Annotated in this window: 14 protein-coding genes; 9 read left to right on the plus strand and 5 right to left on the minus strand. The window is 63.3% G+C overall.

Going from position 1 to position 15,552, the window contains the following annotated elements; translation table 11 throughout:
* Nucleotides 1-34: 34 nt before the first annotated feature.
* Complete coding sequence (locus D8767_RS12745) at nt 35-352, minus strand: DUF2388 domain-containing protein (protein WP_016711111.1); 318 nt, start codon at nt 350-352, stop codon at nt 35-37.
* 293 nt (nt 353-645) lie between these two features.
* Here D8767_RS12745 and D8767_RS12750 point away from each other — a divergent pair, with 293 nt between their 5' ends.
* Entirely contained in the window at nt 646-1,272 is a 627-nt protein-coding gene (locus D8767_RS12750; protein ID WP_016711110.1) for a glutathione S-transferase family protein, read from the plus strand.
* 22 nt (nt 1,273-1,294) lie between these two features.
* Here the strand turns inward: D8767_RS12750 and sfnR are convergent, their stop codons facing one another.
* The 4 genes from sfnR to D8767_RS12770 all read right to left on the minus strand — a co-directional run bounded on the left by sfnR (nt 1,295) and on the right by D8767_RS12770 (nt 5,003).
* Nucleotides 1,295-2,395, minus strand: a complete 1,101-nt coding sequence (sfnR, locus tag D8767_RS12755; RefSeq protein WP_016711109.1) for a sigma54-dependent transcriptional activator SfnR — start codon at nt 2,393-2,395, stop codon at nt 1,295-1,297.
* Nucleotides 2,396-2,404: 9 nt separating this feature from the next.
* On the minus strand, nt 2,405-3,592 hold the full coding sequence (locus tag D8767_RS12760; protein ID WP_016711108.1) for an acyl-CoA dehydrogenase family protein: 1,188 nt from the start codon (nt 3,590-3,592) through the stop codon (nt 2,405-2,407).
* Nucleotides 3,593-3,601: 9 nt separating this feature from the next.
* Nucleotides 3,602-4,162, minus strand: a complete 561-nt coding sequence (msuE, locus tag D8767_RS12765; protein WP_016711107.1) for an FMN reductase — start codon at nt 4,160-4,162, stop codon at nt 3,602-3,604.
* A gap of 250 nt (nt 4,163-4,412) precedes the next feature.
* On the minus strand, nt 4,413-5,003 hold the full coding sequence (locus D8767_RS12770; RefSeq protein WP_016711106.1) for a TetR/AcrR family transcriptional regulator: 591 nt from the start codon (nt 5,001-5,003) through the stop codon (nt 4,413-4,415).
* 84 nt (nt 5,004-5,087) lie between these two features.
* On the opposite strand from D8767_RS12770, the gene D8767_RS12775 reads away from it, so the two are divergent.
* From D8767_RS12775 to D8767_RS12810, 8 genes are all read left to right on the plus strand, one after another.
* Complete coding sequence (locus D8767_RS12775) at nt 5,088-5,837, plus strand: SDR family NAD(P)-dependent oxidoreductase (protein WP_016711105.1); 750 nt, start codon at nt 5,088-5,090, stop codon at nt 5,835-5,837.
* Nucleotides 5,830-6,585 (plus strand): SDR family oxidoreductase, encoded by a 756-nt coding sequence (locus tag D8767_RS12780; protein WP_016711104.1) that lies wholly within the window; start codon nt 5,830-5,832, stop codon nt 6,583-6,585. The genes D8767_RS12775 and D8767_RS12780 overlap by 8 nt, the downstream gene beginning before the upstream one ends.
* 177 nt (nt 6,586-6,762) lie before the next feature.
* Nucleotides 6,763-8,838 (plus strand): hydantoinase/oxoprolinase family protein, encoded by a 2,076-nt coding sequence (locus D8767_RS12785; RefSeq protein WP_085985027.1) that lies wholly within the window; start codon nt 6,763-6,765, stop codon nt 8,836-8,838.
* A 24-nt stretch (nt 8,839-8,862) separates the two neighbouring features.
* On the plus strand, nt 8,863-10,527 hold the full coding sequence (locus tag D8767_RS12790; protein WP_016711102.1) for a hydantoinase B/oxoprolinase family protein: 1,665 nt from the start codon (nt 8,863-8,865) through the stop codon (nt 10,525-10,527).
* Between the two features lie 3 nt (nt 10,528-10,530).
* Entirely contained in the window at nt 10,531-11,733 is a 1,203-nt protein-coding gene (locus D8767_RS12795) for a pyridoxal phosphate-dependent aminotransferase (protein WP_016711101.1), read from the plus strand.
* Nucleotides 11,734-11,758: 25 nt separating this feature from the next.
* The gene (locus D8767_RS12800; protein WP_016711100.1) at nt 11,759-12,571 is read left to right on the plus strand and encodes an NAD(P)-dependent oxidoreductase; all 813 of its coding nucleotides are present in this window, start codon (nt 11,759-11,761) and stop codon (nt 12,569-12,571) included.
* A 27-nt stretch (nt 12,572-12,598) separates the two neighbouring features.
* A complete protein-coding gene (locus tag D8767_RS12805) occupies nt 12,599-13,795 on the plus strand; it encodes an FAD-binding oxidoreductase (protein WP_016711099.1) in 1,197 nt (398 codons plus the stop codon).
* Nucleotides 13,796-13,820: 25 nt separating this feature from the next.
* Entirely contained in the window at nt 13,821-15,506 is a 1,686-nt protein-coding gene (locus D8767_RS12810; RefSeq protein ID WP_016711098.1) for a thiamine pyrophosphate-binding protein, read from the plus strand.
* The last annotated feature ends 46 nt before the right edge of the window (nt 15,507-15,552 follow it).

Genomic DNA, 15,552 nt, shown 5'->3' on the forward strand with positions numbered 1-15,552 from the left:
GGCGAGCCCGCGAAAGGGCCGGTACAGGCTGACTTCAATGATCGGCTATACGGTCATCCTGCGACAGAATGGCCCGGGCCAGCTCTTCATCATTGGCTTGCAGCCCAGGGTGGTCCTTGCGGGCTTGTTCCAGCGCCGACTCCACATAGGCACCACGGATTGCACCGCCACTGGCAACGAAGGCAGAAAGTTCATCGCGTGCCGGGATGATCCGTTTATCGTCCTTGAAGGTCGAGTAAAGCGAGGCGGAGATACCGGCCGAGGTGGCGACGTCGCCCGCATCGACGCGGGCCAGGGCAGCACCGGCAGGCAGCAGGAGCAGCAGCGCAGGAGCGAGGAGTAGGTGGCGCATGTCGTGTTCTCCAGTAGCGTGAAGCCCAAGGTAATAAACCACTCAACGATTAAGAGAGCACGCAGGAGGTGGTAGTTCCCTTGGGGGGCCACGAAATGGTTTGTGTGGGGGCTATGACGGGAGGGACGGGGAATGGGATGTTCTGGCTGCAGGCGAACAACCGCCGTCCAGATTGCCTGAAGATAGATTGACCGTGGCGGGCCGGGCGTGATTTGCTCGGCGCTACGGCTTCTTCGCGGGTGAACCCGTGAATGGCCCGACACGATCATTCAAAGGAAAATGAAGGTTCGCCGATGTCCGACTACACGCTGCATTGCTTCGCCGAATCCGGCAACGCCTACAAGGCCGCGCTTATGCTTGAACTCACTGGCCAGGCCTGGCAGCCGGTTTTCGTCGACTTCTTCAACGGCCAGACCCGCGAGCCAGGCTGGCGCGATGAGGTGAACGAGCAGGGCGAGGTGCCGGTGCTGGAGCACGCGGGCAAAACCTTCACCCAGTCTGCGCTGATCCTGGAATACCTTGCCGAACAGACCGGCCAGTTCGGCCCGCGTGATGAAGACGAAAAACGCGAGATCTGGCGCTGGATGCTGTTCGACAACCACAAGTTCACCAGCTATTACGCCGCGCTGCGTTTTCTGTTCTGCCTGAAGAAAACGGGGGAAACGGACGTGACGCGATTCCTGCGTGAGCGTGCCACGGCGGCTTACCGTATTGTCGACGCACACCTGGCAAAAACGCCGTTCATGGTTGGCGGCCGGCTGACCATCGCCGACCTGTCGTTGGCGGGGTATGTGTTCATGCCTGAAGATACAGGGATCCCGCTGGTAGAGTTCACTCATATCGAGGCTTGGAAGGCGCGAATCCAGGCGCAGCCGGGGTGGAAGCATCCGTATGAGCTGATGCCGCGTACGGCATCCTGAGGCCTTCGCGGCACTGTAAGGCTCAGATGGACAACCGTACCACCCGGTTGTCCAGCACTTGCTGTTCTTGCCCCCGCCGCTTGTTCACCACCAGCTCGCCAATGGCAATCAGCCGCGTGCGCGTGATGTTGCGCGACAACCCCAGCAACTGCGCGGTATGCACCTGGTTGTAGTGGCAGAACCGGTAGGCCGAGCGCAGCAAGGCGTTTTCCACCTTCTCGTACAGGTCGCCCGGCTGCTCCTCGTACAGCTGGCTGAACGCCCGCTGCAACAAGTCGTCTACACCATTGCCAGCCGTCTCTTCCTCTTGCCGCTCGATGCGCAGGTTGGACAGGCGCAGGTCCTGCGCCTGCACCGTGCCGTCGCCGCAAGTGAGCAAGCTGTGATGAATCACGTTCTCCAGCTCGCGGATATTGCCCGGCCAGCTGTATTCCACCAGCTTGGCCTGGGCTTTGGCGCTGAGCTCCACCGGGCCGTAGCCCAGCCGGTCGCTGTAGCTGCGAATGAAGTGCCGGGCCAGTGGCAGGATGTCACCCGGGCGGTCGCGCAGCGGGTGCAACTGTAAGGTCACCACGTTGAGCCGGTAGTACAGGTCTTCACGAAAATGCCCGGCGTTGATGGCCTTTTCCAGCTGCACGTTGGTTGCGGCCAGGACCCGCACATTGATCGGGATGCTCTTGCGCGACCCTAGCCGCACCACCTCGCGCTCTTGCAGCACGCGCAGCAACTTGACCTGGATAGGCAGGGGCAGGTCGCCGATTTCGTCGAGGAACAGCGTGCCGCCATTGGCTTCCTCGAACCAGCCGGCCTTGGCCGCCAGCGCGCCTGTGAAGGCGCCTTTCTCATGACCGAACAGTTCGGCCTCCACCAGCGACTCGGAGAACGCCCCGCAGTTGACTGCGACGAATGGGCCGTTGCGCCGGCCGCTGAGGTTGTGGATGTGGCGTGCGACCAGCTCCTTGCCCGTACCGGTTTCGCCGATGATCAGGACGCTGGCCTCGCTGGGGGCGACCTGTTGCAAGTGGGCGAGCAGCGCCTGCGACCTTGGGTCTTCGAAAACCTGTGCGGTCGCCCTGATCGAGGTAGCCAGTGTCGGTGACGGGGGAAGGGTCAGCAGTTGCATGGGCAATCCTCAGGAATAGAAGGATGGGGCAGGGCGCTTGTCGTTGAGAGCCCACTCGCCGAGTTCGTGGATGCGGTAGTCCACCGGATCGTGCAGGGTTTGTGTGCGCAGGTTGCGCCAATGGCGATCGAAGCGCAGCGAGGCATGGGTGGCGCGTGCGCCGGTGACCTCGAACAGGCGGTTGCAGATGTCCAGGCCGTGGCGGCTGGCGGCGACCTTGGCGGTGCCGATGGCCAGGGCCAGGTCGCCGCGCTCTTCTGCCGTGAGGGCATGTTCCTTGGCCCAGGCGGCATCCAGCTGGCGTGTGGCCCGTTCGATCAGCAGACGCACGCTTTCAAGGCCAACCCAGAACTCGCCGTAATGGCGCAGCACATAAGGGTCTTCGGCACTGCTGGCGGCGCTGGAGCGGAACCACGGCCGGCCTTCCTTGAGGGTGTACTGGCGGGCTTCTTCGAAGGCGCCTTCGGCAATGCCGAGGAACAGGTTGGCGAAGTGCAGCTGGGCAATCAGCGGGCGCAGGGCGGCGAACGGAGTGCTCAGCGGGCCTGGGTCGAGTAGCAGTTCGTTGTGCTCTACCCGCACCCGCTCGAACGTGGCGCTGCCACTGTCGGTCTGGCGTTGACCGATGTTGTTCCAGTCGCTATGCAGGCTGATGCCGGTGCGGCCACTGGGGATGGCGGCAATCAGCAGCTTGCCGCCGGCACGTTCGTCCACCGCCGAGGCGATGAGCATTTCCGAGTCGCTGGCGCCGGAGCAGAAGCTTTTCTTGCCCGAAAATTCGCACCAGCCATCGAAGTGCTTGACCACGGTGCGGGTGTCCAGCGGGTTCAGGGCATTGCCCCAAAACCACTGTTTGCGGGCGGTCTGTTCGAACCAGGGCTGCCATTGGTCGGGGCGTGAGAACAGGCGCACGGTGGCCAGCATCAGGTGGTGAAAGCCGAACACATGGGCAATGGAGCTGTCGACCCGGGCGAACTCGCGCACCACCGCGAACGTGTCGTGCCAGTTGGCACCCTGGCCACCGAAGGCCTGCGGGATCACCAGCGACAGCAGGCCGCTGTCACGCAGGGCATCGCGCTCGGCTTTCGGGGTGCCGCCGCGCTCGTCGCGTTCTACGGCGGTCTGGGCAAACTGCCCGGCCAGTTCGCGGGCGATGGCCAAGGCCGGGCGCAGCGGGGTATTCACAGGTGCATTCATGACCGCTCCTCAGGCGCTTTTACGCAGTGCGTGGTGAGCGCCGAACAGCGGCACGGCACGCTCTGCAGCCAGGCGGATGCGGGCGGCGAGGGCATCGCTGGACACGCGATAGTCGGCCAGTTCTGCCTGGCTGGCGAACACGCCGATTGGCAGGGTCAGGGCTTGCAGGAAGCTGAACAGCGGGCGCAACTGATGGTCGAGCACCAGCGCATGGCGTTCGCTGCCGCCGGTGGCGGCGAGCAGAACCGGGGTGTCGACCAGGGCATCCTGGCCGATCAGGTCGAACAGGTGCTTGAAGTGGCCAGTAAAGCTGCCGCGGTACACGGGGGTGGTCACCACCAGCAGGTCGGCTTTTTCCACCAGACGCAGTTGCTGCTCGACGGTGTCGGGCAGTTCGCTGCGCCACAGGGCGCTGCCCAGTGGGCGGGCGATGTCGCCCAGTTCGATCAGGTGCGGCTTGATGTGCAGGTGTTCAGCCAGCTCAGCGAGGATCGCCTCGGTCAGGGCCAGGGTGCGTGAAGGGCGGGAAGTGCCGCCGGACAGGGCTACGACATTCAGTGGGGTGCTCATGGGCAGGTCTCCGGTTCGGGTTGAGCGGGGGACTTTGCTTGAGCAATCGTCGTGCCGGGTTCTGATGTTCTTCTAAATCAACAAGGTATCGCGTTAGCAGGTTTGCGTCGCTGTTGCCGGGCGGGCGTTTCGTGTTGATTGGGTGTTGCGCTGCGAACAGTTGGCCAGGTGTTGGCGGCTGTGCAGTGGAGAACGTTATAGAGGATTATCGTGCATTAAAAAAGAATAAGAATTCATATTGTTATGCATTTTATAGATGGGCCGCCGTCTTGCCGGTACCGACAATGCCCTGTACGAACGTCACCAGTTGATCCCTCGCGGTGATCACGCTTCCCCATTGCGCCTGCCCGCACAGCAAACCCAGTACGGCATGGGCAATCGACCGCGCTCGGAGTGCCGGCAGCCCGCACTCTGCGGCGACAATGTCACTGAGCAGCCCGCTGTATTGCGTTTTCAACTGTTCGATTTGCAACAGTTGCTCTGTGTTCAGGTTCATGGCTTCCCGCGTCAGCAACACCAGTTTGTCGGGGTTGGCCTGGCTATACGTCACGAAAGCCTGCACAAAGCGCGGCAAGCGTTCACTGGTGGTACGGGCGCCTTTGACGCATTGTCGGGTTTCGTACAGCAGGTCGGTCAGGCTCGACTCGATCAGTTCGAACAGCAGCCCCTGTTTGCTCTCGATGTGGTGGTACAGCGAGCCGGCGTGCAGGCCCAGGTGGCTGGCCAGGTCACGCAGGCCTATGGCCTGGTAGCCATGGCTGGCAAACAAGGCGCTGGCCGCCTCCAGCAGGCGGTCCCGAGCGTGCGGGGTGGGTACAGGCGAGACGCTGGAAGCGGGCATGGAAGCACCTGTCGGCGAATTGATGTTTGACCAAATGTAAGACAACAGGCATCTTACGTAAAGACTCAATCGCGGAGGTGTTCTGTGGAAAATCAAACGGTGGTGATCGTAGGTGGTGCCTCGGGTCTGGGCCTGGAAACAGCTCGGCTGATGGTAGAACGTGGTGCCGGCAAAATCGGCCTGATCGACCGCAACGAGCAATTGCTGGTACAAGCTGCAGAAGAGCTGCGCGGGCAGGGTGTAGACGTGGTAATCGCGGTAGGCGACATTGCCCGCAAGGACACCGCCCATGCAGCCTTCGCCCAGATCGTCGAAGGCTTGGGGCGGGTGCATTGCCTGGTCAACAGTGCGGCCATCTACCCGCGTAAGGACATCTTCGAGATCACTGACGACGAGTGGGACCTGGAGAACGCCGTCAACATCAAGGGCACCTACCACATGATGGTCGCCGCAGTGCGCCACATGCAGCAGTACGTGGCGGCCCCGGCGGTGACCGGGCGTATCGTCAACGTGACGTCGGTGGACGCCTTCAAGGCCCACCCGCAAAACGCCCACTATGCCGCCACCAAGGCAGCGGTGGTAAGCCTGACCAAATCGTTTGCCCAGGCCTGTGCCAAGGACCAGATCCTGGTCAACTCGGTAGCCCCGGCCGGTTTTGCCACCGAGCGCGCCAAGCAGCTGGGCTTCCTCGGCGAGCTGGCGGCAGCCAACCCGCTGGGCCGTGCTGCGGAACCGGCAGAAATCGCCGAGTGGATCGTGATGATGGGCAGCAGCCGCAACAGCTACGCCACCGGTGAAAACGTGATTGTCAGCGGGGGCTACATCTATGCCTGAAGTCGCATTTCCCGAGGGCTACCAGTGCGCGCTGGTGACCGGGGCTACCAGCGGTATCGGCAAGGCCATCGTCCTGGCGCTGCGTGATGCCGGCCTGCAAGTGATTGCCGTGGGGCGCAGCGCTGAGGCGTTGGCCGAGCTGGCTGGCGAGCCGGGTGTGACCACCTTGCAGGCGGATGTGCGTGATTACGGTTCGCTGGCTGCCGCGCTGGAAGGGCAAGCGGTGGATGTGCTGGTCAACAACGCGGGCATTCTGTCCACCCGGGCTGCATTCCAGGACATCGACGACGCCGAAATCGACAACATGCTCGACATCAACCTCAAGGCGCCGTTACACCTGGCGCGCCAGGTGCTGCCAGGTATGGTCGAGCGGGGCAGGGGGCACCTGTTCTTCATTGGCTCCAGTGCTGGCCGAGCGCCGCACCCGGGCGCAGCGGTGTACGGCGCGTCCAAGGCCGGGGTTAGCCTGTTCTGCGATGCCTTGCGCTGCGACCTGCTGGGCAGTGGCGTACGGGTGACCGAGATAGCCCCGGGCCGGGTGCAGACCCAGCTGTACAAGACCGCCATGGGCATGCAGGCGGCGGGCAGTGAACTGTATGACGGTTATGAGTCGATCCAGCCGGAAGATATCGCCCAGCTATTGCTGGCGGCGCTAAAGATGCCGCGGCAGGTGGATGTCTCGCGGTTGGAAGTGTTCCCCACAGCGCAGGCGGTGGGGGGCGGGCGGATGGTCAAGACCGCGGGTTGATCCGACGGTTCTATCGCCTGTACCGGCCTCTTCGCGGGCACGCCCGCGAAGAGGCCGGTACAGGCAATGCAGATTTGAGTAAATAGGTGCTTGACCACATGTAAGACAACATATAACTTACATCAAGACTGCTTCAGCCGGTCGAGACAACTACAAAGCATTGCAGGGGATATGACGATGACTGCGACATCATGCCGGGTCGGCGTGGACATAGGCGGCACCTTCACCGATATCGCGCTGGACGTGAATGGCGTGCTGCATTCGACCAAGATCCTGACCGACTACGAGCTGCCTGAACGGGCCATCCTCACCGGCGTGCGCCAGGTGGTGGAGCAGGCGGGCCTGGCCCTGTCGGACATCGACCAGTTGATCCATGGCACCACCTTGGCCACCAACGCCCTGATCGAGCGCCGTGGCGCGCGCACCGCCTTCATCACTACCGAAGGCTTCCGGGACACACTGGAAATGCGCACCGAAAATCGTTTCGAGCAGTACGACATCAACATCGCCTTGCCGCCGCCACTGATCGATCGTGAACACCGCTACACCCTGCGTGAGCGCCTGAATGTCAAAGGCCAGGTGCTGATCGCCCCTGCGCAGGCCGAGATCGATGCCCTGGTCGAGCGCATTGCCGAAGGCAACTACGAAAGCGTGGCCATTGGCTTCATTCACAGCTACGTCAACGGTGCTCACGAACGCCAGTTGCGCGATGCCCTGCAGGCGCGACTGCCGCAGTTGTCGATTTCCATTTCCAGCGAAGTCTCGCCGCAGATGCGTGAGTTCGAGCGCTTCAACACCGTGTGTGCCAATGCTTACGTCAAACCGCTGATCAAGTCTTACCTGGACCGCCTGGTGGTGACCCTCAAACAGGAAGGCGCCCATTGCCCGGTGTTCATGATTCACTCCGGTGGTGGCATCATCTCGGTGCAAAGCGCCGCTGAGTTCCCGGTCCGTCTGGTGGAGTCCGGCCCGGCTGGTGGCGCCATCTTTGCGGCCGACATCGCCCGCCGCTACCAGCTGGAGAACGTGCTGTCGTTCGACATGGGTGGCACCACGGCGAAAATCTGCCTGATCGACGACCAGGTACCGAAAACCGCGAAAACCTTCGAGGTTGCCCGTACCTACCGCTTCAAGAAGGGCAGCGGCATGCCGATTTCCATCCCGGTGGTGGAAATGGTCGAAATCGGTGCTGGCGGCGGCTCCATCGCCAGCATCGACAGCATGCGCCAGATCCGCGTGGGCCCGCACAGTGCGGCCTCCGAGCCTGGCCCGGCCTGTTACGGCCGTGGTGGCCTGGAGCCGACCATCACCGACGCCAACCTGCTGCTCGGCCGCCTGGATGCAGACAACTTCGCCGGTGGCGCGCTGCGTTTGTCCACCGACAACGCGGCCAACGCCATGGCCCGGGTCATCGGCCAGCCGTTGGGCATGCAGGCCGTCACCGCAGCGTTTGGCGTGTGCGAAGTGGTTGACGAGAACATGGCCAACGCCGGCCGTGTGCATGCGGTGGAAAGCGGCAAGGACATTGCCGACTACACCATGATCACCTTTGGCGGTGGCGGCCCGCTGCACGCTGCACGGCTGTGCGAGAAGATGGGTGTGGCACGCTTTATCGTCCCGGCGGGTGCTGGCGTGGGCTCGGCGATCGGCTTCCTGCGTGCGCCATTCGGTTACGAGGCCGTACGCAGTGCGTTCGTACGCTTGTCCGAGTTCGAGGCCGCGCAGGTCAATGACCTGATCGACGAGATGAAAGCCGAATCGCTGGGCTTTCTCCGCCAGGGCATGCCGATCGGTGAGCCGGAAATGGACTGCACCGCGTTCATGCGTTATGTGGGCCAGGGCTGGGAAATCCCGGTTGCCTTGCCATTCAAAGCCTTCAGCGCTGCCGACACGCTAGAGTTCAAGGCCCGTTTCGAAGCAGCCTACACCCGCTTCTTTGGCCGCCCCATCGAAGGGCCGGACATCGAGATCGTCAGCTGGTCGGTCAAGGCCAGTTCGCCCCTGCCACCCGTCACGCAGATTGAGGAAGTGGGCGCCGCCTACCGCGCCCATGAAATTTCCCGCCGCCAGGTGTTCGACGTGGCCGCCGGTGGTTTTGTCGAAGCCGGCATCCACCCACGCGAAGAGCTGCAAGTCGGTGCCCGTGTCGACGGCCCGGCGGTCATCGTCGAGCGCGAAACCTCGACCTTCGTCACCTCCAATTTCACCGCCACGGTCCAGCCAGACGGCTGCCTGCTGGTCGTGCGCCGCTAACGCCTGAATTCGGAAGCCAGAACCATGAGCGATACGTTGATCGACATTCAAATGCAGGTGATGTGGAACCGCCTGGTCTCGGTGGTCGAAGAGCAGGCCCTGACCCTGATTCGCACGGCCTTCTCCACCAGTGTGCGCGAAGCCGGCGACCTGTCCGCCGGGGTGTTCGACCGCGCCGGCAACATGCTGGCCCAGGCTGTCACCGGCACCCCTGGCCATGTGAACACCATGGCCGAGGCGGTGGTGCACTTCATCAATGACATCGGCGAGGACAACATTTTCGAAGGCGATGTCTACGTGACCAACGACCCGTGGAAGGGCACTGGCCACCTGCATGACATCACCATCGTTTCGCCGTCCTTCTACAAGGGCAAGCTGATCGGCTATTTCGCCAGTACTGCCCACGTGGTCGATATCGGTGGCCGGGGCTTCGGCCCCGATGCCCGCGAAGTGTACGAAGAAGGCCTGTTCATTCCGATCATGAAGTTGTTCGAGCGCGGCAAGGTCAACCGCGACCTGATCAACATCCTGCGCAACAACGTGCGTGAGAACGACCGGGTAGTGGGCGACTTCTATGCGTTGTCGGCGTGCAACGAAACTGGCCACAAGCGCCTGCTGGACATGCTCGAAGAGTTCAAGCTGGACGACCTGGAGTACATCGGCGGGTTCATCCTCGAACACAGCCGTCGCGCTACCCTGGAGTGCTTCAAGTCGCTGCCCCACGGCACCTACAGCAACAGCATGACCCTCGACGGCTACGATGTGCCGGTAACCCTGGCGGTCACCATCACTGTTGGCCCCGACGGTATCAAGAGCGACTTTACCGGCACTTCGGGCATGAGCCAGTTCGGCATCAACGTGCCGCTGGGCTACGCCAAGGCTTATGCCTGCTATGGCCTCAAGTGCATCGTCGCACCGGAAATCCCGAACAACACCGCTTCGCTGGCGCCCTTCGAAGTCACCGCGCCTGAAGGCTGCATCCTCAATGCCAAGCACCCGGCGCCGGTGTCGGTGCGCCATGTGCTGGGCCATTTCGTGCCCGACCTGGTGCTCGGCGCGCTGCACAAGTGCCTGCCAGGCAAAGTGCCGGCCGAGGGTGCCAGCGCCCTGTGGAACCTGCACCTGAGCGTGCGTCCGCTGGAGAGCAACCCCAACGGCCGCAATGCCGAGATGCTGATGTTCAACAGCGGCGGCATGGGTGCCCGCTCGACGATGGATGGCCTGAGCGCCACGGCGTTCCCCAGCGGCGTACACACCATGCCGGTGGAAGCCACCGAACACGCCGGCCCGGTCGTGGTATGGCGCAAGGAACTGCGTGAAGGCTCCGGTGGTGCTGGCCAGTTGCGCGGTGGCCTGGGCCAGGAAATCGAAGTGTCGGCGGCCGAAGGCTACAGCTTGCGCTTCAGTGCCATGTTCGACCGTATCCAGTACCCGGCACGCGGCCTGGAGGGTGGCAAGGAGGGCGCCCAAGGCTTCGTTGGCCTGGATGACGGCAGCGTGCTGCGCGGCAAAGGCCAGCAATTCGTACCCGCTGAGCGCCGCCTGGTGCTGCGCCTGCCCGGGGGCGGTGGTTATGGCGACCCGCGCCAGCGCGACCGCAAGCAGGTTGAGCGCGATGTACGTGCCGGTTACATCAGCGCCGAGCAGGCACGTAACGACTACGGCTTTGACGCCGCTCAGGAGCGCTAGAGGATGGACGTGCAAAGCAGCCGCGTGCGCGCGGTAAAAAGCTCGCCAAGCATGGCCGTGTCGGTACTGGCCAAGCAGATGCTGGCCAAGGGCGAACCGGTCATCAACCTGGCACTCGGCGAGCCGGATTACAACGTACCGGCCCACGTGATCGAAGCCGCCTACCAGGCGATGCTTGCGGGTAACAACCACTACACCGGGCCCAACGGTCTGAAGGTGTTGCGCCAGGCCATCGTCGACAAGTTTGCCCGGGAAAACGACCTGGTCTACGGCCTGGACGAAATCTGCGTAGGCAACGGTGCCAAGCAGCTGTTGTTCAACGCCTTTCTGGCCACGCTCGAACCTGGCGACGAGGTCATCACCCCGGCGCCGTACTGGGTGTCGTACACCGACATGGCCATGCTCAACGACGGTGTGCCCAAGGTTATCCCTTGCGGCGCCGAGCAGGGGTTCAAGCTCAAGCCCGAGCAGCTGGAAGCGGCCATTACCCCGCGCACACGCTGGGTGATGCTCAACTCGCCGAACAACCCGAGCGGGGCGATCTTCACCCGTGAAGAGTTCGCCGCGTTGGGCAAGGTGCTGGCGCGCCACCCGAACGTGCTGATCATCTCCGACGAGATCTACGAGCACATCGTGCTGGGCGATCAGCCGTTCGTGTCGTTCGTCACTGCTTGCCCGCAACTGCGTGAGCGCACCTTGCTGATCAACGGCGTGTCCAAGGCGTATGCCATGACCGGCTACCGCCTGGGTTACGCCGCCGGGCCGAAAGACCTGGTCGTGGCCATGAACAAGACCCAGTCACAGACCACCACCTGCCCGTCGAGCATTTCGCAGCTGGCCGCCGTGGCGGCGCTGAACGGGCCGCAGGACTTCGTGCGGGAGGCCAACCGTGAATACCAGGCGCGTGGCGCGCTGGTGGTGCAAGGCTTGGCGCAGATCCCGGGCTTGCAGCTGCAGATGCCGCAGGGCGCGTTCTATGCCTTCCCCGAGGTCAGTGCCTTCATCGGCAAGCGCACCCCGGATGGCCAGGTCATTGGCAATGACGCCGACCTGTCGGCCTACCTGTTGCGTGTCGGCAAAGTCGCGACCGTGCCGGGCTCGGCGTTTGGCCTGGAGCCCTACATTCGTCTGTCGTTCGCCACGTCGCGGCAGGAACTGGAACAAGCCCTGGGGCAGTTGCGCGACGCGTTCGCGGCGCTGTCCTGAGCCCATCAAGCAATCGAGGTAACACATGAGCAAGCCTTTCAAACGCCTGCTGATCACCGGCGCCGCCGGGCGCCTGGGCAGCGTGCTGCGCAAGCACCTGGCCGCCTTCGCCGACGAGTTGCGCCTGACCGACATCGCCGACATGGGCCACGCTGCGCCCCATGAACAGTTGGTGCGCTGCGACCTGGCCAACTTCAACGATGTGCTGCCGCTGCCCGAAGGGGTTGACGCCATCGTGCATGCCGGTGGCGTACCGGTGGAGGACACCTTCGAGAAAATCCTCAACGGCAACATCGTCGGCACCTACAACATTTACGAAGCCGCGCGGCGCAACGGTGTGAAGCGTGTGGTGTACACCAGCTCCAACCACGCCATCGGCTTCTATGACCGCACCGAGACCATCGATGCCACCGCCGCGCATCGCCCCGACAGCCTGTATGGCGTCAGCAAGTGCTTTGCCGAAGACCTGGGCCGCTACTACTGGGACAAGTTCGCCATCGAGTCGGTCAACCTGCGCATCGGCTCGTCGTTCCCCGAGCCGCTGGACCGGCGCATGCTCGCCACCTGGCTATCGTTCGACGACTTCGCCCAGCTCACCGAGCGCTCACTGTTGGCGCCACGGGTCGGACACATGATCGTCTATGGCATGTCGGCCAACCGCGAAAGCCTGTGGGACAACCGCCTGGCCTCATCGATCGGCTATGTGCCCAAGGACAGCGCCGACGACTACCGCGACAAGGTCCTGGCCGAGCACCCGCCACTGCACCCGAATGAACCCGCTGCACGCTACCACGGCGGCAACTTCGCCGGCGCCGGCCATTTCGAAGACCCGAAGTAACGCCCACATCAGAAGAGAGCTAATTCCATGGCTTCCACCGCTAAACAACAAAATTACGATGTGGTGATCGTCGGCGGCGCGGTCAACGGCAGCGCCACCGCCTACTTCCTGGCCAACAACCCGGACTTCAAGGGGGCGGTGCTGGTCATCGAGCGCGACTGGACCTACAACAAGTCGGCCACCGCGTTGTCCAGCAGTTCGATCCGTCAGCAGTTTTCCAACCCGATCAACATTGAAATCTCCAGGTTCGGCGCCGAATTCGTGCGCAACTTCCCCGACGTGATGGAAGTGGATGGCGACCGCCCGGATCTGGCCTTTCACGAGAATGGCTACCTGTTCCTTGGCGACGACAAGGGCTATGAAGTGCTGCGCCGCCTGCACGATACCCAGGTGTCTCACGGCGCGGATGTGCACCTGCTCGACCCCGAGCAGCTCCAGCGCAAGTTTCCCTGGGTGAACATCGACCGCCTCGCTGGCGCCAGTTATGGCCAGAGTGGAGAAGGCTGGTTCGACAGCCTTGGCATGCTCAACGGCTTCCGCCGCAAGGCGCGTTCCATGGGCATCGAGTACATCGAGAACGAGGTGGCGGGTATCCAGCGCGAAGGTGATCGCATTACCGGCGTTCAACTGGCCAGCGGCGAGCGTATCGGCTGCGGCCTGTTGGTGAACTGTGCCGGTACTCGCGGCACCAAGGTCGCGCGCATGGCGGGCCTGGATATTCCGGTCGAGCCACGGCGCCGCTCGCTGTTCGTGTTCGACTGCCGTACCCCGCTGGAAGGCACCGTGCCACTGACCATCGACCCGACCGGGGTGTTCTTCCGCCCCGAAGGCAAGTTCTACCTGGGCGGCACCTACCCCAAAAACGACCCGAAAGTGGACTTTGAAGACTTCGACGTGTTGCACGAGGAGTTTGACGAAGAGGTGTGGCCGATTCTTGCCGAGCGGGTGCCCGCGTTCGAGGGCATCAAAGTGGTCAACTATTGGGCCGGGCACTACGACTTCTGTGTGCTCGACCACAACGCCATCGTGGGCCCGCATAACGAAGTGAGCAACTTCCTGTTCTGCAACGGCTTCAGCGGGCACGGCCTGCAGCAGGCACCGGCCATTGGCCGCGGGCTGTCCGAGCTTATCACCTATGGCGGCTACCGCTCGCTCGACCTGGGCGCGCTGAGCTACCAGCGGGTGATCGACAACAAGCCGTTCCTGGAAGACTCGGTTATCTGACCGCAGCGCCTGAGGGAGAACAACAATGAGCAACTCCGAAGTGAAGCGCAGTGGCGGCCAGGTACTGGTCGATGCCCTGCGGGTGAATGGTGTCGAGCGTGCGTTCTGTGTGCCGGGTGAAAGCTACCTGGCGGTGCTCGATGCGCTGCATGATGTGCAGGACGAAATCGACCTCATCGTCTGTCGCCAGGAGGGTGGTGCCGCCTACATGGCCGAGGCCTACGGCAAGTTGACCGGCAAGCCGGGCATCTGCTTCGTTACCCGTGGCCCAGGCGCCACCAACGCCTCTGTGGGCGTGCACACCGCCTTCCAGGACTCCACGCCGATGCTGCTGTTCATCGGCCAGGTGGCCCGCGACCAGATCGAACGCGAAGCCTTCCAGGAAGTGGACTACCGGCGCATGTTCGGCCAGATGGCCAAGTGGGTGGTGCAGATCGACGATGCCGCACGCATTCCCGAACTGGTCAACCAGGCCTTCCAGCGCGCCATCAGCGGCCGCCCTGGGCCTGTGGTGATCGCCTTGCCGGAAGACATGCTGACGGACGTGGTACAGGTAGCCGATGCCCGTCCGGCCCAGCGTGTCGAAGCCGCCCCGGCACCGCAGGCGCTGGGCGAACTGCAGGCGCTGCTGGCCAAGGCCAAGCGGCCACTGGTAATTGCCGGTGGCGGTGGTTGGAACGCCCAGGCGGTGGCCGACCTGAAGCGCTTCGTGCAGGCGCAGCATTTGCCGCTGGCAGCGTCATTCCGCTGCCAGGACCTGTTCGACAACACCGACCCGCACTATGCCGGCGACCTTGGCCTGGCTGCCGGCCCGGTATTGGTCGATGCAGTGAAGCGATCTGACTTATTGATCGTGGTAGGCGCACGTCTGGGCGAAATGACCACGGGCGGTTACGCGCTGGTCGACATCCCGACACCAAAACAGGCACTGGTGCATGTGCACGCCAGCACCGAAGAAATTGGCCGCGTCTACCAACCGACCCTGGGCATCAATGCCGGCCCGGCGAGCTTCCTGAACCAGGCCGCCACCTTGCCCACCGTGCGCCCGGCGGCGTTCACCGACTGGGTCGCCAGCCTGAACAGCGGCTACCGGGGCAACTTCGAAACTCCGCGTTCGCCGGGTGATGTGCAGATGAGCGAAGTGATCGCCTGGCTGAACAAGACCTTGCCGGCCGATAGCATCCTTACCTGCGGTGCTGGTAACTACACCGGTTGGGTGCACCGTGGCTACCAGCACCGCGTATTCCGTACGCTGCTCGGGCCTACCAACGGATCCATGGGGTACGGCGTGCCGGCAGCAGTAGCAGCCAAGTTGACCTACCCGCAGCGCACGGTAGTGGCGTTTGCCGGCGACGGTTGCTTCCTGATGAATGGCCAGGAGCTGGCCACGGCGGCGCACTACGACGCCCGGGTGATCACGGTGGTGGTCAACAACGGCATGTACGGCACCATCCGCATGCACCAGGAGCGTACTTACCCGGGCCGGGTGTCTGGCACCGAACTGCATAATCCGGACTTTGCCGCCCTGGCGCGCGCCTATGGGCTGCACGGTGAAACGGTCACTCGCACTGAGGACTTCGCCGCCGCCTTCGAGCGTTGCCAGGCGTCCGGCAAGCCGGCGCTGATCGAGGTGCAGGTCGACCCTGAAGCCCTGACCCCGCGCATGACCCTCAGTCAGATCCGCGAAAAGGCCCTGCAGGCCAAACGCTGACTCACCTCAGGTGGGGCGCGGTCCGGCCCCACCTTTTTCATTCTTC

The sequence above is a fragment of the Pseudomonas sp. LTGT-11-2Z genome, assembly GCF_003691445.1.
Taxonomy (GTDB): domain Bacteria; phylum Pseudomonadota; class Gammaproteobacteria; order Pseudomonadales; family Pseudomonadaceae; genus Aquipseudomonas; species Aquipseudomonas monteilii.

Bases quoted from the DNA above. Each gene is read 5' to 3' on its own strand.
- D8767_RS12795 (WP_016711101.1), top strand. From the start codon at position 10,531: ATGGACGTGCAAAGCAGCCGCGTGCGCGCGGTAAAAAGCTCGCCAAGC.
- D8767_RS12745 (WP_016711111.1), bottom strand. From the start codon at position 352: ATGCGCCACCTACTCCTCGCTCCTGCGCTGCTGCTCCTGCTGCCTGCC.
- D8767_RS12785 (WP_085985027.1), top strand. From the start codon at position 6,763: ATGACTGCGACATCATGCCGGGTCGGCGTGGACATAGGCGGCACCTTC.
- D8767_RS12750 (WP_016711110.1), top strand. From the start codon at position 646: ATGTCCGACTACACGCTGCATTGCTTCGCCGAATCCGGCAACGCCTAC.
- D8767_RS12760 (WP_016711108.1), bottom strand. From the start codon at position 3,592: ATGAATGCACCTGTGAATACCCCGCTGCGCCCGGCCTTGGCCATCGCC.
- D8767_RS12805 (WP_016711099.1), top strand. From the start codon at position 12,599: ATGGCTTCCACCGCTAAACAACAAAATTACGATGTGGTGATCGTCGGC.
- D8767_RS12780 (WP_016711104.1), top strand. From the start codon at position 5,830: ATGCCTGAAGTCGCATTTCCCGAGGGCTACCAGTGCGCGCTGGTGACC.
- sfnR (WP_016711109.1), bottom strand. From the start codon at position 2,395: ATGCAACTGCTGACCCTTCCCCCGTCACCGACACTGGCTACCTCGATC.
- D8767_RS12800 (WP_016711100.1), top strand. From the start codon at position 11,759: ATGAGCAAGCCTTTCAAACGCCTGCTGATCACCGGCGCCGCCGGGCGC.
- msuE (WP_016711107.1), bottom strand. From the start codon at position 4,162: ATGAGCACCCCACTGAATGTCGTAGCCCTGTCCGGCGGCACTTCCCGC.
- D8767_RS12770 (WP_016711106.1), bottom strand. From the start codon at position 5,003: ATGCCCGCTTCCAGCGTCTCGCCTGTACCCACCCCGCACGCTCGGGAC.
- D8767_RS12810 (WP_016711098.1), top strand. From the start codon at position 13,821: ATGAGCAACTCCGAAGTGAAGCGCAGTGGCGGCCAGGTACTGGTCGAT.
- D8767_RS12790 (WP_016711102.1), top strand. From the start codon at position 8,863: ATGAGCGATACGTTGATCGACATTCAAATGCAGGTGATGTGGAACCGC.